At 34.5% G+C, this 19,851-nt stretch carries 20 protein-coding genes; 15 read left to right on the top strand and 5 right to left on the bottom strand.

Features of this window, described 5'->3' with window-relative positions; translation table 11 throughout:
- Window positions 1-5: 5 nt before the first annotated feature.
- Window positions 6-860 carry a universal stress protein gene (locus WBG07_RS14810; RefSeq protein WP_340202304.1) on the bottom strand — a complete coding sequence of 285 codons (855 nt, stop codon included), beginning with the start codon at window positions 858-860 and terminating at the stop codon, window positions 6-8.
- A gap of 141 nt (window positions 861-1,001) precedes the next feature.
- Here WBG07_RS14810 and WBG07_RS14805 point away from each other — a divergent pair, with 141 nt between their 5' ends.
- The 13 genes from WBG07_RS14805 (at window position 1,002) to WBG07_RS14745 (ending at window position 13,800) form a co-directional block, all read left to right on the top strand.
- Entirely contained in the window at window positions 1,002-1,238 is a 237-nt protein-coding gene (locus WBG07_RS14805; protein ID WP_340202303.1) for a hypothetical protein, read from the top strand.
- A 162-nt stretch (window positions 1,239-1,400) separates the two neighbouring features.
- Window positions 1,401-3,782 carry a heavy metal translocating P-type ATPase gene (locus WBG07_RS14800; RefSeq protein ID WP_340202302.1) on the top strand — a complete coding sequence of 794 codons (2,382 nt, stop codon included), beginning with the start codon at window positions 1,401-1,403 and terminating at the stop codon, window positions 3,780-3,782.
- Window positions 3,783-3,841: 59 nt separating this feature from the next.
- Entirely contained in the window at window positions 3,842-4,036 is a 195-nt protein-coding gene (gene ccoS / locus WBG07_RS14795; protein ID WP_340202301.1) for a cbb3-type cytochrome oxidase assembly protein CcoS, read from the top strand.
- A gap of 3 nt (window positions 4,037-4,039) precedes the next feature.
- Entirely contained in the window at window positions 4,040-6,241 is a 2,202-nt protein-coding gene (gene ccoN / locus WBG07_RS14790) for a cytochrome-c oxidase, cbb3-type subunit I (protein ID WP_340202300.1), read from the top strand.
- A gap of 2 nt (window positions 6,242-6,243) precedes the next feature.
- Window positions 6,244-6,435: a CcoQ/FixQ family Cbb3-type cytochrome c oxidase assembly chaperone gene (locus tag WBG07_RS14785; RefSeq protein WP_340202299.1), complete on the top strand. Its 192-nt coding sequence runs from the start codon at window positions 6,244-6,246 to the stop codon at window positions 6,433-6,435.
- A complete protein-coding gene (locus tag WBG07_RS14780; RefSeq protein WP_340202298.1) occupies window positions 6,432-7,385 on the top strand; it encodes a cbb3-type cytochrome c oxidase N-terminal domain-containing protein in 954 nt (317 codons plus the stop codon). The genes WBG07_RS14785 and WBG07_RS14780 overlap by 4 nt, the downstream gene beginning before the upstream one ends.
- 9 nt (window positions 7,386-7,394) lie before the next feature.
- A complete protein-coding gene (gene ccoG, locus WBG07_RS14775) occupies window positions 7,395-8,819 on the top strand; it encodes a cytochrome c oxidase accessory protein CcoG (protein ID WP_340202297.1) in 1,425 nt (474 codons plus the stop codon).
- A gap of 68 nt (window positions 8,820-8,887) precedes the next feature.
- The gene (locus tag WBG07_RS14770) at window positions 8,888-9,334 is read left to right on the top strand and encodes a FixH family protein (protein ID WP_340202296.1); all 447 of its coding nucleotides are present in this window, start codon (window positions 8,888-8,890) and stop codon (window positions 9,332-9,334) included.
- Between the two features lies 1 nt (window position 9,335).
- A complete protein-coding gene (locus tag WBG07_RS14765; RefSeq protein WP_340202295.1) occupies window positions 9,336-10,037 on the top strand; it encodes a sulfite exporter TauE/SafE family protein in 702 nt (233 codons plus the stop codon).
- 22 nt (window positions 10,038-10,059) lie between these two features.
- Window positions 10,060-10,368 carry a thioredoxin gene (trxA, locus tag WBG07_RS14760; protein ID WP_340202294.1) on the top strand — a complete coding sequence of 103 codons (309 nt, stop codon included), beginning with the start codon at window positions 10,060-10,062 and terminating at the stop codon, window positions 10,366-10,368.
- Window positions 10,361-11,647 carry an acetyl-CoA hydrolase/transferase family protein gene (locus WBG07_RS14755; protein WP_340202293.1) on the top strand — a complete coding sequence of 429 codons (1,287 nt, stop codon included), beginning with the start codon at window positions 10,361-10,363 and terminating at the stop codon, window positions 11,645-11,647. Before trxA ends, WBG07_RS14755 begins: the two co-directional genes overlap by 8 nt.
- Window positions 11,648-11,712: 65 nt before the next feature.
- A complete protein-coding gene (gene deoD / locus WBG07_RS14750; RefSeq protein ID WP_340202292.1) occupies window positions 11,713-12,411 on the top strand; it encodes a purine-nucleoside phosphorylase in 699 nt (232 codons plus the stop codon).
- A gap of 534 nt (window positions 12,412-12,945) precedes the next feature.
- The gene (locus WBG07_RS14745) at window positions 12,946-13,800 is read left to right on the top strand and encodes a hypothetical protein (RefSeq protein WP_340202291.1); all 855 of its coding nucleotides are present in this window, start codon (window positions 12,946-12,948) and stop codon (window positions 13,798-13,800) included.
- Window positions 13,801-13,879: 79 nt separating this feature from the next.
- On the opposite strand, the gene WBG07_RS14740 is transcribed toward WBG07_RS14745, so the two are convergent.
- Both WBG07_RS14740 and hemN read right to left on the bottom strand, forming a co-directional pair.
- On the bottom strand, window positions 13,880-14,719 hold the full coding sequence (locus tag WBG07_RS14740; RefSeq protein ID WP_340202290.1) for a universal stress protein: 840 nt from the start codon (window positions 14,717-14,719) through the stop codon (window positions 13,880-13,882).
- 44 nt (window positions 14,720-14,763) lie between these two features.
- Entirely contained in the window at window positions 14,764-16,131 is a 1,368-nt protein-coding gene (hemN, locus tag WBG07_RS14735) for an oxygen-independent coproporphyrinogen III oxidase (protein ID WP_340202289.1), read from the bottom strand.
- 118 nt (window positions 16,132-16,249) lie between these two features.
- Here hemN and WBG07_RS14730 point away from each other — a divergent pair, with 118 nt between their 5' ends.
- Together WBG07_RS14730 and WBG07_RS14725 are read left to right on the top strand one after the other, a co-directional pair.
- Window positions 16,250-16,870, top strand: coding sequence for a WG repeat-containing protein (locus WBG07_RS14730; protein ID WP_340202288.1), 621 nt, complete (start codon window positions 16,250-16,252; stop codon window positions 16,868-16,870).
- Between the two features lie 2 nt (window positions 16,871-16,872).
- Window positions 16,873-17,322, top strand: coding sequence for a DUF2267 domain-containing protein (locus WBG07_RS14725; protein WP_340202287.1), 450 nt, complete (start codon window positions 16,873-16,875; stop codon window positions 17,320-17,322).
- A 51-nt stretch (window positions 17,323-17,373) separates the two neighbouring features.
- On the opposite strand, the gene WBG07_RS14720 is transcribed toward WBG07_RS14725, so the two are convergent.
- Window positions 17,374-19,068 (bottom strand): adenosylcobalamin-dependent ribonucleoside-diphosphate reductase, encoded by a 1,695-nt coding sequence (locus WBG07_RS14720; RefSeq protein ID WP_340202286.1) that lies wholly within the window; start codon window positions 19,066-19,068, stop codon window positions 17,374-17,376.
- Window positions 19,065-19,460, bottom strand: coding sequence for a DUF302 domain-containing protein (locus WBG07_RS14715; RefSeq protein WP_340202285.1), 396 nt, complete (start codon window positions 19,458-19,460; stop codon window positions 19,065-19,067). Before WBG07_RS14715 ends, WBG07_RS14720 begins: the two co-directional genes overlap by 4 nt.
- Window positions 19,461-19,851: the final 391 nt, after the last annotated feature.

Raw genomic sequence — 19,851 nt, 5'->3', positions numbered from 1 at the left:
TGTTCTTAATCAGTTATTCTTGAAGTATCTGGAAGTACTAAAAACGGAATGTCAATATGAAAACCTATATCGTCTACATTTTGTTTCAACAATACTCGTTCCAGAAAAGAATGTTTACGATTCATCATGGCTAACATTTGATAATCATTCACACTCAAATAATCATAAACTGCCTGAGGCATTAGCTGCTTATACAACTCTTTACATTTACATTCTACTCCTTCAAGAAAGTCCTTCAAAGCCTCGCGATGCCTTTTCTGAGCTTCTGTTAGTTCTCCTTCTGAAGTTACATGCAATGAAGTAATAGAGGCATGATGGCTTTTAGCCAAGTTTACCAAAACCTTAAGCTCTCTGCGCTTATAAAGTGTTCTATAATCTGAAGGAAAAAGAATTTGCTTGATTCCTTTGTAATGATAATTTTCAGGTATTACCAAAACCGGTACTTTTGCCTTTCGCAATACAAAGACTGTATTGGTTCCTAAAAAAATTTGTTTAGCCCCAGTAGCTCCCTGAGTTCCCATAACAATGAAATCTATATTTTCCCGTTCTGTTACCTCATTTACCTCATCACTTAACATATTGAATGAAGCAATTTTTTTAAAAGTATGTTTCTCGTTAGGAAATTCTTCTTGAACATCTTTCAGCGTTTTATCTAAACCTGTAAGGGAAATATCAAGCATTGCATCTGGGAGACCACTAAATGCAGGACCGCCAACCATATAATCCATCCTGTAAAATGGAGGTACATAAGTGTGTAAAAAATAGAAAGTACATTCCTCGTCTTTTAACAATTGTAGCGCATACGAAATAGCATTCCAAGCATTTGCTGAAAAGTCTGTTGGCAATAATACTTTTTTCATGATTGTGATTTTAGTTCTCATAAAACTAACGCAAACACGCTTTATAAACTATGACAATTATCAGACACAAAAATCCCGTTTTAATCTTTAAGGAATTCTTAACAAGATGTACCCTTTATATTTAGTATCTTATCAATAAAAATGAAAACTTCAGCTATATTTTGGGTAGGTATTACTACTATTTTACTTGTTTTGGTCACTTGTCTGGCTACTTTAAATGTTTCATTCAGTTGGGTGTTTTACATTACCGTTATTGGTCAACTAGCAGTATTAATAATGGTATATAAAGTTCTTACAGATAATTATAAAACAGATAAAACTTTTGATGATTTTTATGAAGATTATCCTATTGGAAAAGATCATTTTAAATCTTCTTAAAAATCCAAATTTCTTTTTTAGGATAGTTGTTTAGCTAACATCAATAATTAATTTAAATTATTTGTATCTCTTATGCTCTAATTTGGATAACTGACTTTCGTCATATTTTTTAAAGCTTTGCTATAGCACCTTTGTAACAGGTATTAATGAGCAAATAAACATATGTCTGAATGTTATCATTGCGGTATTGCATGTAACCAAAAAGAAATTGTATTTGAGGAAAAGAAATTTTGTTGTACTGGATGCAAAACGGTTTATGAAATACTTGCGTCAAATGGACTTACCTCTTATTACGATCTGGAAAACACTCCCGGAATTTCTCCAAAAAGTATTTCCGACAAGTTTGATTTTTTAGAGAATGATGAAATCATTGAAAAACTGGTAGAATTTGATGATGAACATACACAAGTAGTTATACTATCCATTCCTTCAATTCATTGCAGTTCTTGTATTTGGATACTTGAAAATCTTCATCAGTTAGCTGTTGATATAGTTACCTCGCAGGTAGATTTCCCCAAGAAAACAGTTAGAATTACCTATCATAAAAATAAAATTCATCTAAAAAATCTGGTAAAACTATTAAGTAGTATAGGTTATGAACCCTATCTATCTCTTAACGATGTTCAAAAAAATAAAAAAAGTATTAACCGCGGTCTTATTTATAAACTAGGAATTGCCGGGTTTGCCTTTGGTAATGTAATGTTCCTTAGTTTTCCTGAGTATTTTGAGGTAGAAGAATTCTGGCTAGAACAGTACAAACATGTATTTAGGTGGCTTATGTTTTCTTTTTCGCTTCCGGTGATCTTTTATGCAGCATCAGATTATTTTGTCGCGGCGTGGAAAGGGCTTCGGCATAAAATTTTAAATATTGATGTGCCTATTGCCATTGGTATAATGGTCCTATTTATAAGAAGTACTACAGATATAATTCTCAATAGTGGTTCTGGTTTTTTTGATAGTCTTACAGGGCTGGTTTTCTTCTTGCTCCTAGGGCGGTTTTTCCAACAAAAAACATATAATTATCTCTCCTTTGAACGTGATTATAAATCTTATTTCCCCATTGCGGTTACCCGATTGAATTCTAAAAATAAAAAGGAAGAAAGTGTTCAGGTAAATGATCTTGTCAAAGGAGATCATATCCTTATTAGAAATGAAGAGTTGATTCCTACAGATGGAATTCTGTTGAAGGGTAATGCTTTAATTGATTATAGTTTTGTAACCGGCGAATCACAAGTAGTGGAAAAAGAAAAAGGCGATTACCTCTATGCTGGTGGAAGACAGGTTTCTGGTCTTATTGAACTAGAAGTACTTAAAGAGGTATCTCAAAGTTATTTGACACAACTTTGGAGTAATGATATTTTTCAAAAAGATAAAATAGCAACTTTTCAAAACCTCACTAATTCTATTAGTAAACGGTTTACCATCACAGTACTTTCAATAGCAACCATTGCAACCATATTTTGGTTATTCAAAGACAGTTCTATGGCACTCAATGTATTTACTGCGGTGCTCATTATTGCATGTCCATGTGCCATTGCACTGGCTGCGCCCTTTACCCTTGGCAATATGCTACGGATTTTTGGAAAACATAAATTTTATCTAAAAAATGCAAGTGTTATAGAACGTCTGGCAGCTATTAATTCTATTGTATTTGATAAGACGGGTACTATTACAACCCATCATAAAAATGACATAAGTTATAAAGGCATACCACTTACCAATGAAGAATGCAGTCTTCTAAAAAGTACGCTTAGAGGGTCTGGGCATCCTTTAAGTAGACAACTTTATAACATTCTTAATGCAAACGAAATAATTACATTAGATGAATACCATGAAGCTACAGGGCAGGGGTTGGAAGGCTCTGTAAATAAACATTCTGTTAGAGTTGGCAATGCACTTTATGTAGGTGCCAAGGAGGAAAAAAGAGAAGAAACCAGTGTTTATGTTAGTACAGACAATGCCTATAAGGGAAAATACATATTTCACAATATTTATAGAGATAAGGTATCCAGTGTGTTTCAAGAATTGGCAATTAATAATTCGCTAACTATTCTGTCTGGAGATAATGAAGGTGAGAAAGAAAGATTAACACATATTTTGCCTTCTGTAACTAATTTACATTTCCATCAAAAACCCAAAGATAAATTAAACCACATTAAAAAATTACAGAAGGAAAACAGGCATGTTATGATGGTTGGCGATGGATTAAATGATGCAGGAGCACTTGCTCAAAGTACTGTAGGTATTGCTATTTCAGAAGACGTGAATGTTTTCTCTCCTGCATGTGATGCTATTTTAGACGCTTCCAGTTTTCAAATGCTTCCGGCTTTCATGAAAGCATCTTCTTATGCAATCAGAGTAATTAAATGGAGCTTTCTGCTTTCTATTATTTATAATATAACAGGACTTTATTTTGCAGTGACCGGTCAATTACAACCAGTAATTGCGGCAATTTTAATGCCCTTAAGCTCCATCAGCATAGTGATTTTCACCACAATTGCAACTAATTATTACGAAAGAAAATTAAAATCAATTCAAACCTGATATATGTCATTTTATAAGAATCTCGTCACAAATACTTTTACATCAACTTTCAAATAGGTATGAGCGTTATTTACATTTTACTTTCTGTAAGCATTCTGGTTGCTATAGGCTTTTTTATTGCTTTTGTTCTTTCTGTAAAGAACGGCCAATATGATGATACTTATACACCTTCTGTAAGAATGCTTTTTGAAGACGAACTCGTCAAAGAACCCTTGGAAAAAAAACAAACAACAACTTCAGATAAACAAGAATAAATTATGGAAGTACAACAGTTTTATTACGATAATAAAATCGTTAAAAAATTCATCTATGCAACCCTTATTTGGGGTATTGTAGGCATGAGTGTTGGCCTGTTGCTAGCATTCATGTTTCTATTTCCCAATGTAACCGATGGTATCTCATGGCTTAGCTTTGGAAGATTAAGACCACTGCATACCAATGCAGTTATCTTTGCCTTTGTGGGAAATGCGATTTTTGCAGGGGTCTATTACTCATTACAACGCCTTTTGAAAGCAAGAATGTTCAATGATGCCTTAAGCAATATCAACTTTTGGGGTTGGCAACTCATTATTGTAGCAGCAGCACTTACCTTGCCATTAGGATATACAACTTCCAAAGAATATGCCGAGTTAGAATGGCCAATAGATATTGCTATAGCACTTATCTGGGTAGTTTTTGGTTGGAATATGATAGGAACTATTCTCAAAAGAAGACAACGGCATCTTTATGTGGCAGTTTGGTTTTATCTAGCCACTTTTGTAACTGTTGCAGTACTTCATATCTTTAATAGTTTTGAACTACCCGTAAACATGCTAAAGAGTTACTCTGCTTATGCAGGTGTTCAGGACGCATTGGTGCAATGGTGGTACGGCCATAATGCGGTAGCTTTCTTTTTAACTACCCCTTTTTTGGGGCTAATGTACTATTTTGTTCCAAAGGCTGCTAACAGACCTGTATACTCATACAGACTCTCTATTGTTCACTTTTGGTCACTGATATTTATTTATATCTGGGCAGGCCCCCACCACCTACTCTATTCCTCTTTACCAGATTGGGCTCAAAATCTTGGAGTAGCATTTTCTGTAATGCTTATTGCACCTTCATGGGGAGGTATGATTAATGGTCTCTTAACATTAAGAGGTGCCTGGGATAAGGTGAGAACAGATCCTGTGTTAAAATTTATGGTAGTTGCTATTACAGGCTATGGTATGGCCACGTTTGAAGGTCCAATGCTTTCTTTAAAAAATGTAAATGCCATTGCTCATTTTAGTGATTGGGTAATTGCTCACGTACATGTAGGCGCTTTGGCATGGAATGGTTTCTTTGCATTTGGTATGATCTATTGGTTAGTTCCAAAACTTTTTAAAACCAGACTTTGGTCTCTAGGTCTTGCCAATGTACATTTCTGGGTAGGGACTCTGGGAATCATTATGTATGCTTTGCCCATGTATGTAGCTGGGTTTACACAAGCTTCTATGTGGAAACAATTTAATCCTGATGGTACCTTAGTGTATGGTAACTTTCTAGAAACGGTTACACAAATCATTCCCATGTACTGGATGCGTGCCATTGGTGGTACCCTATACATAGTTGGTGCATTGGTGATGCTTTATAATATGGTTATGACTATAAGAACTGGTAGTAAAGTAGCTGACGAATTGGCTGAGGCAGCTCCTTTACAAAGAGTAACCAGTAAAAGAGTTGCCGGAGAAGGGTATCACACTTGGCTAGAAAGAAGACCTGTAAAACTAACTATTTTTGCTACTGTAGCTATTTTGATTGGTGGAGCTGTACAAATTATCCCTACCCTATTAGTAAAATCTAATATCCCAACCATAACGAGTGTTACTCCTTATACTCCTCTGGAACTGGAAGGACGTGATATCTACATCAGAGAAGGCTGTGTTTCCTGTCATTCCCAAATGATTAGACCATTCCGAAGTGAAGTAGAACGCTATGGCGAGTATTCTAAAGCTGGAGAATATGTATACGATCATCCATTTTTATGGGGTAGTAAACGAACAGGACCAGACTTAATGCGTATTGGCGGTAAATATTCAGATAACTGGCATCTAAATCATTTCTACGATCCGCAAACTACCTCGTACGGTTCTATCATGCCTTCCTATAAATGGCTTATTGAAAGTCCTTTAGACAAATCTGAGACCGAAACAAAGATGGAAGTTATGGTGAGTCTTGGAGTTCCCTACACACCAGAAGACATTAAAAAAGCACAGTTATCAATGACACAGCAGGGAGAACGTATTGAAAAGAGTCTATACAGTGATCCCGATTTTGTGAGTGCGTATGAAGCTGACAAGAAATATGCTGTAGAAAACGGAATCCCGTTTACAGATATGAAAGATCGCGAAGTAGTAGCACTTATTGCTTATTTGCAAAGGTTGGGCACCGATATTAAGATCAAAAATAATTCTAATTTAACTGTTGAAAACAAATAAATATGTTGAAGTTTATTAAACATCATATGACAACTATAGACGGGATAGAAATCTATCCTATCATTTCGCTGATTATCTTCTTTTTATTCTTTGCCGGACTTTATTGGTGGGTATTTACTGCCAAAAAATCGTATCTGAATGAAGTAAGCCAGCTACCCCTAGAGAAAGACGAACCAAACAACTCCATTTTATGAGAACAATAGCATCCTATCTAAGAATTACTTTCTTTTTAATCATCGCCTTTTTCTTGATGGAGTTTATGGTAGATTCCGGAGATCAAATGGCTATTCAAAAATACCCAGTAATCTGGGTGATACTTGGTATTGTATTACTATTTATGATTGCCATTGAAATAAGTATAGAATCTCTTAATTCAATTTTATACCGAAGTATGAAACCAGAAGCACAACAAAAATACAATGTAAGTCTGGCTCATGAAAAAGAAGCACAATTTAAAGGTCTTAAGCGTTTTTATAAGAAAATGCTGGGTAGCAAACCTATTGAAGAAGAACAAGAAATTATTCTGGATCATAACTATGATGGCATTAAAGAGCTAGATAATGACCTTCCGCCATGGTGGGTATGGGGCTTTTATGCTACCATTTTATTTGCGGTAGTTTACCTAGCTCGTTTTCATGTCTTTAATGGAGTAGATCAAGCGATGGAATACGAACAAGAAGTAGCAGAAGCTCAATTAGCCATAGAAGAATACAAAAAAACTGCTAAAGATCTGGTAGATATAAATACGGTTGTTTTGCTTACTGAAGTAGATGACTTAAAAGCTGGGAAATTAGTATTTGAACTAAATTGCGTAGTATGTCATAAAGCAGATGGCGGTGGTGGGATTGGTCCAAACCTCACCGATAAAAACTGGATTTTAGGCGGAGGAATTAAGAATGTATTCAAAACAATTTCTGAAGGTGGACGCGACGGTAAAGGTATGATTGCTTGGAAACAAAGCCTTAAACCAGCTGAAATGGCTCAGGTGGCAAGTTATGTACTTTCTCTTCAAGGAACCACTCCTGCAGAACCAAAAGCAGCTGAAGGTGATATTTGGATAGACCCTGATACGCCCGAAGTAGTTCCCGGCACAAATGATCTCATAGAAAAATCAACAGATTCTTTATCGGTTACCATGAATTAATATAAAACAATGAGTACACCCCCACTAGATCAAAAATTTAGAGATTCTATAGGTACTATTACTGAAGAAGGTAAACGTGCTTGGCTGTATCCCAAAAAACCTGTCGGAAAGTATTACGAGTATCGAAAGCTTGTGAGCTATGGTTTACTAATATTTTTGTTTACAGCTCCCTTCATAAAGATTAGTGGAAATCAGTTTTTAATGTTTAATGTACTGGAAAGGCGTTTTAATATTTTTGGAGCCCCTTTTTGGCCACAAGATTTTCATCTGTTTGTAATCATGATGATTATTGGAGTAGTATTCGTCGTTTTCTTTACGGTAGCTTTTGGAAGAATTTTTTGTGGATGGATGTGTCCGCAAACTATTTTTATGGAAATGGTTTTTAGGCGTATTGAATATTGGATTGAAGGAGATAGAGGGAAACAGATACGGTTGGACAAACAAAAATGGGATGGAGAAAAAATCAGAAAACGCAGTCTTAAATGGTTCGTTTTTTTTGTGATCTCTTTTTTGATAGCCAATGTATTTCTTGCGTATTTAATTGGTAGCGACAGGCTGATACAATATATCACTGAAGGACCTACTGCGAATATGAGTACCTTAATTTCATTACTCATTTTCACAGGTGTCTTTTACTTTGTTTTTGCTTGGTTCAGAGAACAAGTATGTATTATTGCTTGTCCGTATGGTCGTTTGCAGGGTGTACTGCTTGATAATAAATCTGTAGTAGTAGCTTATGATTATAAAAGAGGTGAAAAAGAGGAAGGAAGAGCCAAATTTAAAAAAAATGAAAACCGTATAGAAACAGGAAAAGGTGATTGTATAGACTGTTTTCAATGTGTGCATGTATGCCCTACCGGAATTGATATTCGCAATGGTACTCAATTAGAATGCGTAAACTGTACAGCCTGTATAGATGCCTGTGACCACATGATGGAAAGTGTAAATCTACCAAAAGGACTTATAAGATATGCCAGTATTGATAATATTGAAAAAAAGGCTAAATTTAGTTTTTCACCACGTCTTAAAGGATATACAGCCGTTCTTGGTATACTTATTAGTGTTTTTATTGGGATGTTATTCTTGAGAAATGATGTAGAAGCAAATATATTAAGGTTACCAGGACAATTATATGAACGAAAAGGTGAAAACCTAATCAGTAATGTCTATACTTATAAAATACTGAATAAAACTACCTTTGATATTAAAGATGTACAGTTTAAACTCCTTTCTCACAACGGAAAAATAGAAAATGTAACGCACCAAAATTTTGAAGTATCCGCTCAACAATTAGCAGAAGGCACTCTTTTTATCATCATTAATCAAGGAGCATTAAAAGGTGATAAAGATAGAATTAAAATTGGAGTTTACAGTGGAGAAGAACTTATAGAAACTACTTCTACAGCTTTCTTAGGACCTAGAAGTTACCGCTAAAATAGTATTAAAAAATAACAGCAAATTGCTCAACTGGAAAGAATAAGCAATAACAAAAACTAAAGAAAATGAAATTTAACTGGGGAACAGGAATCGTAATATGCTTTATTTTATTTATAAGCTTCATCATGTACTTTGTAATTAACATGGCTACAGATAAGCAATATAAACATGAATTAGTCACAAAAGACTATTACAAACAAGAACTCGCATTCCAAGACGAGATTAACATGGAACAGAAAAGCGCAGATGATAAAATGCAACTCACTGTTACAAAAACCAAGAACGGACTTAAGGTGTTTTTCCCCGAAGCCTTAAACCCAGAAAAAATTTCTGGAAATATATTCCTTTACAGGCCATCTAACGAGCGGCTGGATTTCACCTATTCAATAGGTACTTCCAGTACGCATTTGCTCATACCTGACAAACGCTTGTTGGATGGCCGATGGAATATAAAAGTACTTTGGAAATATCAAGGAAAATCTTATTTATATAAAAAAGAAATAACCTATTGAAATGCTCATAACGGCTTTACTTTTAGGATTACTAGGAAGTTTTCACTGCATTGGTATGTGCGGTCCTATTGCTTTTATGCTCCCTGTTCATAAGGCCTCAAACAAAGACAAACTTATAAGAGTAGGTACCTACCACCTGGGCAGACTTATTTCTTATGCTTTAATTGGTTTGCTTTTTGGACTGCTTGGAAGAGGAATTTACCTGTTTGGCATGCAACAAAAGCTGTCTATAGCAATAGGATTGATGATGATAGTTTTGATACTTTTACCTGTTTTTTCTACGAAGAAATTTAATCTTAGTGGTCCTTTGTACGGTATCATTAGTAAAATGAAATCCGCTTTAGGAAGAGAACTGGCCAAATCAAGGACTGATACCTTTTTAAGTCTTGGCTTGCTCAATGGTTTTTTGCCATGCGGTCTTGTTTATATGGCTGTTATGGGAGCTATTGCTTCTGGTGATGTATGGCAAGGTGGGTTATATATGCTTTTATTTGGGATGGGCACTATCCCTATGATGACCTTGGCAGTATTTGCTGCTCATAGAATAAATACCACCACAAGAAAACAACTCACCAAAGTGATTCCTATATTTGTAGTGGTTTTAGGTGTTTTATTTATTCTTAGAGGAATGGGATTAGGTATTCCTTACCTTTCACCAGAACCGGTAGTTGAGTTAGTAGAAGCTACCATTGAATGTCATTAATTGAGTAATAAATAGATATACTATGAAAAGTAGTTTTCAAAAAATTATAGATTCTGAAGTACCAGTTCTTGTAGACTTCTATGCAGACTGGTGTGGTCCATGTAAAACATTGGCGCCCATACTTAAAGAAGTAAAACACGAATTAGGTGACCATATTAAAGTGGTTAAGATTGATATTGACAAAAACCAAAAGCTTGCAGCTCGATTTCAGGTGAGAGGCGTTCCTACCATGATGCTTTTTCAAAATAAAGAGCAACTATGGAGGCAATCTGGAGTTTTACCCAAACACGAAATCATTAAAATTATAAATTCAAAAACTACTCATGTTTAAAGAACCGGAGATTACCTCTGCTGAGAAAGCGGTTTCTATTGTTAAATCGGGAGACCGAGTTTTTTTTCAGGGGGCAGCCATGACACCTAACCTATTAATTGATGCCTTATGTGACCGTCATAAAGAGTTAAAAGAGGTTGAAATTGTACAAATTCATACAGTAGGACCAGCGCGCTATATGACGGAACCTTATCGTGAATCTTTCAGACTAATTAGCTGCTTTGTGGGAAGCAATGTTCGGAAGGCAGTAAATGAAAATGGCGGGGATTATATTCCCATTTTTTTAAGTGAAATTCATTTACTGTTCCGAAGAAATATTCTTCCAATTGATGTAGCATTTGTACAAGTATCACCACCAGATAAACACGGGTATTGCTCGTTAGGTGTTTCAGTAGACATTACATTACCTGCCGTACAAACAGCAAAAAAAGTAATTGCACTAATTAATCCTCAGGTTCCCCGTACTCATGGTGATGGCATTATCCATATAGGTCAAATAGACAAGGCGGTAGAAGTAGATATCCCAATTCACACCGCACCAATGAATAGCCTAAGTGAGTTAGAAAAGAAAATAGGAGCCAATGTAGCTGAACTTATTGAAGACGGTGCTACGCTACAAATGGGAATTGGAAATATACCTAATGCTATTCTAACAAATTTAACCAATCACAAACGCCTGGGCGTACACACCGAAATGTTTGCGGATGGCTTATTGCCTTTGGTACATAGTGGTGTAATTACCGGAGAAGAAAAGCAAATTAAAACAGGAAAAATTGTAACTTGTTTTGCTGCTGGCACACAGCAATTATATGATTTTATAGATGACAATCCTATTGTACATTTTAAGGAAGCTGCGTATACAAATGATACGGCTATTATAAGACAAAATCCTAAAGTAACTGCTATTAATAGCGCCATTGAAATTGATCTTACCGGCCAGATTTGTGCAGATACCATTGGAAATTATCAATATTCTGGGGTGGGTGGACAGATGGACTTTATAAGAGGGGCGTCTTTATCTGAAGGCGGCAAAGCCATCATTGCACTTCCATCTACAACCAGCAAGGGATTGTCTAAAATCACTCCTTTTTTAAAAGAAGGTGCTGGAGTGACTACTACCAGAGCCCATGTACATTATGTGGCAACAGAATATGGGGTGGTAGATTTATTTGGAAAAGGATTGGAGCAACGTGCCCGCGCATTAATTTCTATAGCACATCCAGATCATAGAGAAAGGTTACATAAAAAAGCTTTTGAACGTTTTAACCGGATTATTTAATTTGTTTTAAAACCATACGCTATACTTATTGCCATTTTTAATGGCTTTTATAAGATCTAATCGCCATGAGTTTACACATAGAAGCGAAAAAGGGAGAAATTGCAGAAACCGTTTTAATGCCGGGTGACCCTTTGCGCGCCAAATGGATTGCAGAGTCTTACTTAACCAATGTTAACTGCTACAATAAAGTAAGAGGCATGTTAGGATTTACCGGAATGTATAAAGGTAAACGCATTTCAGTCCAGGGAAGTGGTATGGGAGTTGCTTCTGCTATGATCTACTACCACGAACTTTTCCAAGATTACAATGTTAAAAATATTATTCGAGTGGGCTCGGCTGGTTCTTATCAGCTAGATGTAAAGTTGCGTGACATTGTAATTGCAATAGCAGCATCTACTACTTCTAATTTTAATAACTTACGGTTTAATCAAGCAAATTTTGCCCCTGCCGCAGATTTTGGGTTGCTTATGAAAGCGGCTAATTTTGCAAAGGAAAATCATATTCCTATTAAAGCGGGAAATATACTTACGGCAGATGAATTTTATCCAGACAATCTTGAAGACTACAAGTTATGGGCAGCTTACGGCATACTATGTGTAGAAATGGAAACAGCAGGTCTGTACACAGTAGCCGCCAAATATAAGGCTCAAGCGCTCTCCATATTAACCATTTCAGACTCTTTGGTTACTGGTGAAAAAACTACAAGTAAAGAAAGAGAAACCACTTTTAAAGAAATGATTGAGATTGCACTTAATATCGTCTAAAGAAATATACTATCGGTTTTTTAACCTAATTTTTAGTTCTATATAGTTTTGGATTTAATCAAAAACCACAAAACAAGTGACTTTTATTCATTTCATAGTTAAAATCTAAATTTAGAAAATTCTAATTTTAAGTTGTCCTATTTTAGAGAAGGCTACAACATCTTTAAGAACAAGGCACTTATATATCAAGTAGACCATATATTTTACGGCTACTAAGGAAAACCATAGCGTAATTTCATGAAGTTTATTAAAGTTTATAAACATTCAGCTGATTAAATAACTACTGTTTAAATTATTTTGGGTTTAATAAGATATTTATATAGATTTGAAAGAAAATATAACATTTATGATAAGTTTATTAGTTAATTCATAGTTTTTTACTGCTTATTTCATGGCTTAAAAAATTTTGTTACTTTTTAAATAGAAATGGTTAAAAAGGAATAATTTTCTTAGAAGAAATAAGTGGTTTAGTTGTAGCCTTCCAGTATATATTAAAAATATCCTGTTATTAAAAACAACTTAAAACAGCAAAAAATGAAAAAAATTAGTTTTACTACCATTATGCTATTCATATTATTTGCCTGTACGAATCAAGATAATAGTAAAGATAATATTCAGAATACAGAATCAGAATTAGAATTAGATAATTTTCCAACCATTACCAAAAATGCCAGTGTAAGTGGCATTATTTTACCTGATGGCTCTCAAATAGAAAAAATAAACAACTCAACCATAAAAATAAATTTACCCAAAGGTTATTACATTGCAAATACTTCAGGACGTTTGTTAGAATTAACTTCTGGTGGCGGATCTTATACATGTACCTGTTCTGGTTCAAATGGTTGTAATGTTTTCTATGTAAAAGGTAATTATGGATGTAGTCATGGAAGTTGTACAGGAAATTGCACAGGTAGCTTCTCTGATAGGAATGGCAAAGAAATTGACATTGAAAATATATTCATAATTAACGAGGAAGATGTCTTAGCACCTGCAACAGAAGACGAATTTGAAAGTTTACCATACATGCCTAAAAACTTGATTCTAAGTCTGAGAAATGAATTCAAGTCTTACGCTACAACTTTATATGGAAATAAGTCCTTGGAAGCACTAGAGTATGTAGATCGTAAGAATGTACAAAGATCTGATATAAATGATATTATGTTGGTTAAAATGAAAATGTATGGCTACAAGTTTATTTATTCGGTAAACACTAGCCTGTTAAAACCTGAAATATTTAAATCTAATAAATTTTTAGTGCTTGATTATGATGGCGGGGGTCATTCCTGCAATTGCGACAGTGGTCAAAGTGGTTGTTCTCCAGATTCTTCTTGGGGTGTGAAATACTGCGAGGGTGGTGCTTGTACAAATTGTACAATGACTGTTAGTTGATAAAAACCCTTACTAAGGAACTAAAAAAAGAGATCTCTACGATCTCTTTTTTTAGTTTTTAGTCTAATACTTATTTTGATTAGGAAGTTCTGAAAGTCATAACAGGTATGGAAGCATGATTTACGAGATCTTCTCCAAGACTTCCATAAAAGAAATGTGCCAAACCTCTTCTTCCGTGCGTTGGTATCGCAATTAGATCTGCACCTATTTTTTCTCCGTATTTGAAAATACCACTTTCTGCGGTATAATCATTTCTAATGACCACATCTTTCAATGCATTTGTGTTACCATCTGCTCTAGTTAAAAATTCAGTAATACGATGTTCAATTTCATTGGTACTTTTAAAACTTTCATTAGGAAGGTTTATATATAAAAGATGTAATTTAGATCCAAACTTTTTGAATAATGTAGAGGCATTTACATAAGGTTTAATACTATCTGGTTTAAAATCACAAGCAAATACAACATTATCCAATTTTAGATTAGAAATATGTTGTTTAATTACTAAAACAGGAATCTTTGAAGTTCTAACCACTTTTTCGGCATTAGATCCAATAAATATTTCATTAATCCCTCCACCAGTTCCGTGAGATCCCATTACAATAAGATCTATTTCCTGCTCCATGGCAGCCTCATTGATCTCGCTAAAAACTTTATAATTTTGAACCAATTCTTTAATCTTTATTCCTTTTAAATACGCTTTATCTAAAAAAGAATCAAATCGCTGCTTTGCCAACTTCATATAATATACTGCTTCAGACAAACCAGACGCCTCTTCTCGGGAAAGCACAGCTTCAGATAATCCAAGCATATGAAGTACTGTAATTTCTGCGTTGTATTTTTTTGCGATGGTAGCAGCTACTTCCAAAGCATATTCAGAATGTTCTGAGAAGTCTACGGGAACTAGAATTTTTTTCATAATAATTGATTTACATTAGGTAAAATATAGGGTTAATTAATTAGCTACACCGTCATAGAAAATAATTGAGACTTGGGATTTTTTCGTCGCAATAAGACATCAAAAGCCATACATACATTTCTAATAAATGGAATTCCTTTGGCGGTTACCTCTATACGATTTTCAAAAACTTTGAGTAAACCATCTTTCTCCATTTCAGCCAGTCGTTCTAAAACCAAGGGTAATTCATCAAAAAATAGGCTTTTTTGTTCCCAATTAGTTTCAAAATTACACATCAAGTTTAAAATATGGGTTCTAATCTTTAGGTCTTCATCGTTAAGGATATGCCCTCTAAATACTGGAATAATATTACTTTGTAGTAATGCCTGATACTCTCCTACACCTTTCACATTTTGTGCAAAACCATACCAACTGTCACTTATTGCAGAAACGCCTAAACCTACCATTAATTGTGTTTTAGAAGCTGTATATCCCATAAAATTACGATGTAATTCTTTTTTTTCTACAGATTTGTATAACGAATCTGAAGGCAATGCAAAATGATCCATTCCTATTTCTACATATCCTTTTTCCTTAAGTAAACTTTTGCCTAATTGATACATCTCGCGTTTTTCTGCGGCATCAGGTAAATGAGTTTCATCAAAACCTCTTTGCCCATTCCCTTTTATCCAAGGTACATGGGCATAACTATAAAAAGCAATCCGTTCAGGCATTAATTTTAATGTTTGTTGTATCGTATTCTTAACGTCTTCAAGCGTTTGAAAGGGAAGTCCAAAAATAAGATCATGTCCTACTGAGTTAAAACCCAATGCCCTTGCCTGTAAGGTAACACGCGCCACATTTTCAAATGGTTGGATTCTATGAATTGCTTTCTGCACGGTGCGATTATAATCTTGAACTCCATAACTAACTCTGGTAAAACCTAGCCAACTCAATACCTCTAAATGCGCTGGAGTTGTGTTATTAGGATGACCTTCAAAACTAAATTCATAATTTTCGGCAAGATCAGCATGTCGTAAAATACCTTTCAGTAAATAATCAAGATTTTTAGGACTAAAAAAAGTGGGCGTTCCACCTCCAAGATGTAATTCTTTTATTTTAGGCTTGCTCCCAAATAAATCTCTATACAAATGCCATTCTTTGAGTACCGCTTTTATATATGGAATTTCAACTTCATGCCTTTTGGTAATACGTTTATTACATCCACAAAAAGTACACATTTGTTCACAAAAAGGTAAGTGAATGTAAAGGCTTATTCCCTCCTCTTTATTAGATTGAACAAAACTTTTTTGAAGTGATCTTTGCCATTGTTGTAATGAAAATGTATTAATATCCCAATAAGGCACCGTTGGATAACTTGTGTATCTTGGACCAGGTACATTATACTTTTCAAGCAAATCTTTTGAAGTCATAGATTATAATTTATTGACCCAAATATAATCTGGGTAGTCTAGTTAAAACATGACATATGTCATTTACATATCTATCTGATTTTAATACCTTTTTATTCCTTAAAAAAGCCTTGAAATCATGAAAAATATAATTTTAGTTTGCTTACTGTTTTTATTACCATCAAGCATTATCGCCCAAGAACATTCTTCATTGGAAACCATTGGGGAATTTTCAGACAGCCTCATTGCAATTAAGAAAGCAGACAAATGGGGATTTGTAGATATACATAATGAAATAATGATTAATTACAGAAATGATATTAATTCTGAGGAATATAATGGCAGAGACGATGCAAAAAAACCCATTTTCAAAAACGGATTATGCATTATAACACAATATAAAGAAGGGATTCCCTACTATGGCTTTATTAATAAATTGGAAGAAATTGTTATTCCTCCTACTTTTTTAAACGTTACCAATTTTCACAATGAATATGCGTTGGCCATCATCCCAGAAAAAAAGAATAGAGGTAGAAATGAATACCTTGATAAAGATATTATTGCCTATACTTTCTATGAGGCAGTTATAGATCGTAAAGGTAAAGTGATAAAAGATCTTGGAGATGTTCCTCACATTATTATGAGCAAGAAAACATATAAAAAACCTTATTCCCATAGTTATTTTGTAAGTCCTTTGCAGGTAGCAATTAAAACAGAAAAAGGAAAATGGCAGTTAATATCCATTAATCAAAATCAATAATCATGGCACTAAATTTTAACAAATATGCACGTGAAGGCAATACCTTCTTAAAAGAATATACCAAAGAACTTAATCTTGGTAACGAAACCGATATGGGTGGAAGAATTTTATCTTCTATTTTACATGCCTTGAGAGATTTAATCTCCGTAGAGGAATCACTTCAACTTATTGCGCAATTTCCCATGTTCTTAAAGGCAGTATATGTAAATGGTTGGTCACCAAAAGCGCACCGTGACAAAATTAAAACTCGGGTTGATTTTATAGATCTGGTTAGAAAATATAATGGTGTTACCTCTGTACATGACTTTGGATCAGACGAGAAGGCAAGTCGCTATATAGATACTACTTTTATTGTTCTTAGAAAATATATCTCTTTGGGAGAATTAGAAGATATTCGTACAGAGTTACCGAAAGATCTAAAGGATATGGTTTATCATAATATCATGTTCTAGATACAATCTTGTGCGCTTCAAAGCTACAATTAATTACTAGAAACTGTGAATTTAACAGGAAACGCTCCCATTTAAGTTACACTTTTGCAATACTTGTGACACTTTGCTTTTGTCTCTGTATACAGTAATCCCTTTTAAGCCAGATTTCCATGCAGTAAGATAAATACTAGCAATATCTTTTTGAGAGCTGTTTTGAGGAAGGTTGATTGTTTTAGATACGGCATTGTCTGTATAATTTTGAAAGGCAAGTTGATGTTGTAAGTGATACTCCCAAGGTATTTCCAAACTAGTCTGAAAATATCTCTTAACATTTTTTGGAACCTTTCTGTTATCCTGAATACTTCCTGAAGCTAAGATTTCGTTTTTTAAAGACTCATTCCAAAGATTGAGGCTCTTCATTTTATTAACAAAAATATGATTAAATACCTGTTGCTTTTTTCCTCCTAAAATTCCCACACGGTTATATGCCAATGCATAAAGGGGCTCTATAGAATATGAAGTGTTAGCAATTACAGAAATTGTTCCTGTAGGGGCGATGCTATTACAAGTTGCATTTCTTCTATTTTTATTTCTATAAAATCCTCCTCTTTCCTTTGCTAGATTCTCTGAAGCAGCATAACTTTTTTCCTTGATAAATTTCATAAGCTTCCCCGCTAACAAAACGGCTTCTTCCGAGGCATAAGGTATTTCTAGTAACATTAACATCTCAGCCCAGCCCATCACACCAAGACCAATTTTTCGGTTCATTTTTGTTTTTTCATCAATTTCAGGAAGCAAATAATGATTCTTAATAATTACGTTATCTAAAAAACGAATTGCAATCTTTACCATATCTTCTAATTGACTCCAGTTAATAGTTGCTTTCCCTTTCTTATATTCCAAAACTTTCACCAGATTTAGAGAACCTAAATTACAACTTTCGTAATCTAAAAGGGGTACTTCTCCACAGGGGTTGGTACTGGAAATAGCTCCTAAATATGGAGTAGGGTTGTTTTTATTTATGGCATCAAGAAAAATAAGTCCTGGATCTCCAGTTTTCCACGCTTCCTTTATGATCATTTCCCAAAGTGAAATGGCAGGTATTTGCTTTTGTACTTTTCCATTATGGGGGTTGATAAGTGGCCATAACTTATTTTTTGAAACCGCATTCATGAAATGATCACTAATTCCAACAGAAATATTAAAATTAGATAGGGTTAAACCAGATGTTTTGGCAATAATGAAGGCTTCAATATCTGGATGATTAATATTTAAAATACCCATATTTGCACCTCTTCTCTTGCCTCCTTGTTTGACATACTCTGTAGCAGCATCAAAAATTTTCATAAAGGCTACGGGACCAGAAGAGGTTCCTCCAGCACCGGTCACTAAATCTCCTTCCGGTCTTAATTTTGAAAAATTATAACCAGTTCCGCCACCACTTTGATGAATTAAGGCAGCATTCTTAAGCGTTGTAAAAATACTTTCAAGACTATCTTCTATCGGCAAAACAAAACAGGCACTTAACTGTCCTTTCGGTAAGCCTGCATTCATTAATGTGGGAGAGTTGGGTAAGAACTTAAGATTCTTCATAAGGTCATAATAGCAGCTTAGCCAGTATTTTTCATCCTTATCTTCGGCAGAAGCAATATGTTTAGCTACCCTCTGAAAAAGTGCTTCAGGTGTTTCAATAATAGTTCCCTTAAGATCTCTAAGTAGATACCTATCCTTAAGTATTTCGATAGCATTGCTGCTTAAGGTGGTCATACCTTCAAATGATTTATAACCCATTTTAAACGCTCACTTACCTCTATTGCAATTTCATTGAGTTTATTATTTTGAACCGCCTGCATAGATGCTAATGGGTTCACAGCTGAAACCTCTACAATTCCAAGTTCTTTTTCTTGAATGATTACATTGCAAGGTAAAAGGGTCCCAATTTTATCTTCTACTTGAAGAGCTTGGTAGGCAAATGAAGGATTACAGGCTTCTAATATTACGTATGGGTAAAAATCAACATCGAGTTTACTTTTAAGTGTAGCCTGCATATCAATCACATTAAGGATTCCAAAACCTACCTGTTTTAGCATTTCTTCTGTTGATGACATCACCATATTAATAGTAGTATCCAGTAGCTTTTTATTGAAGTAATATTCCATTTGACAGTAAATTATGAGTAGTTGAAACAGTTGTAAACAAAAACAGGAAGCCGAGGCCTCCTGTTTTCGATGATGGGATTCTTCAATGTATAATTTCACAAACACTATTACTATTCTATCGCTAAAACACCGCTAGCAATTGCTTCCTTACCAAATTTCAATCTCATCATTAACGCCAATAAAACCCCGCAAAGAATTTTAATGACCTATATTTTACATGAATAAAAATAAAGACAGGGATACTCAGGTTATCCCTGTCTTTTTGTATCATATTGAAACCACTTCTAAAACACTTCATAGTTTTCTCAATCCATTCATCGCTAAATAAACCTTGAAAATTACAGGTTCTAAACATACTTTCAATACCTACATTAAAGACTTTATTGGAAAT

The sequence above is a fragment of the Ascidiimonas meishanensis genome (assembly GCF_037782385.1).
GTDB classification, from domain to species: Bacteria; Bacteroidota; Bacteroidia; order Flavobacteriales; family Flavobacteriaceae; genus Ascidiimonas; species Ascidiimonas meishanensis.
Note: the sequence above shows the minus strand (reverse complement) of the source record. Positions and strands in the feature narration are given on the sequence as shown.

Bases quoted from the DNA above. Each gene is read 5' to 3' on its own strand.
- WBG07_RS14810 (WP_340202304.1), bottom strand. From the start codon at position 860: ATGAAAAAAGTATTATTGCCAACAGACTTTTCAGCAAATGCTTGGAAT.
- WBG07_RS14805 (WP_340202303.1), top strand. From the start codon at position 1,002: ATGAAAACTTCAGCTATATTTTGGGTAGGTATTACTACTATTTTACTT.
- WBG07_RS14800 (WP_340202302.1), top strand. From the start codon at position 1,401: ATGTCTGAATGTTATCATTGCGGTATTGCATGTAACCAAAAAGAAATT.
- ccoS (WP_340202301.1), top strand. From the start codon at position 3,842: ATGAGCGTTATTTACATTTTACTTTCTGTAAGCATTCTGGTTGCTATA.
- ccoN (WP_340202300.1), top strand. From the start codon at position 4,040: ATGGAAGTACAACAGTTTTATTACGATAATAAAATCGTTAAAAAATTC.
- WBG07_RS14785 (WP_340202299.1), top strand. From the start codon at position 6,244: ATGTTGAAGTTTATTAAACATCATATGACAACTATAGACGGGATAGAA.
- WBG07_RS14780 (WP_340202298.1), top strand. From the start codon at position 6,432: ATGAGAACAATAGCATCCTATCTAAGAATTACTTTCTTTTTAATCATC.
- ccoG (WP_340202297.1), top strand. From the start codon at position 7,395: ATGAGTACACCCCCACTAGATCAAAAATTTAGAGATTCTATAGGTACT.
- WBG07_RS14770 (WP_340202296.1), top strand. From the start codon at position 8,888: ATGAAATTTAACTGGGGAACAGGAATCGTAATATGCTTTATTTTATTT.
- WBG07_RS14765 (WP_340202295.1), top strand. From the start codon at position 9,336: ATGCTCATAACGGCTTTACTTTTAGGATTACTAGGAAGTTTTCACTGC.
- trxA (WP_340202294.1), top strand. From the start codon at position 10,060: ATGAAAAGTAGTTTTCAAAAAATTATAGATTCTGAAGTACCAGTTCTT.
- WBG07_RS14755 (WP_340202293.1), top strand. From the start codon at position 10,361: ATGTTTAAAGAACCGGAGATTACCTCTGCTGAGAAAGCGGTTTCTATT.
- deoD (WP_340202292.1), top strand. From the start codon at position 11,713: ATGAGTTTACACATAGAAGCGAAAAAGGGAGAAATTGCAGAAACCGTT.
- WBG07_RS14745 (WP_340202291.1), top strand. From the start codon at position 12,946: ATGAAAAAAATTAGTTTTACTACCATTATGCTATTCATATTATTTGCC.
- WBG07_RS14740 (WP_340202290.1), bottom strand. From the start codon at position 14,719: ATGAAAAAAATTCTAGTTCCCGTAGACTTCTCAGAACATTCTGAATAT.
- hemN (WP_340202289.1), bottom strand. From the start codon at position 16,131: ATGACTTCAAAAGATTTGCTTGAAAAGTATAATGTACCTGGTCCAAGA.
- WBG07_RS14730 (WP_340202288.1), top strand. From the start codon at position 16,250: ATGAAAAATATAATTTTAGTTTGCTTACTGTTTTTATTACCATCAAGC.
- WBG07_RS14725 (WP_340202287.1), top strand. From the start codon at position 16,873: ATGGCACTAAATTTTAACAAATATGCACGTGAAGGCAATACCTTCTTA.
- WBG07_RS14720 (WP_340202286.1), bottom strand. From the start codon at position 19,068: ATGACCACCTTAAGCAGCAATGCTATCGAAATACTTAAGGATAGGTAT.
- WBG07_RS14715 (WP_340202285.1), bottom strand. From the start codon at position 19,460: ATGGAATATTACTTCAATAAAAAGCTACTGGATACTACTATTAATATG.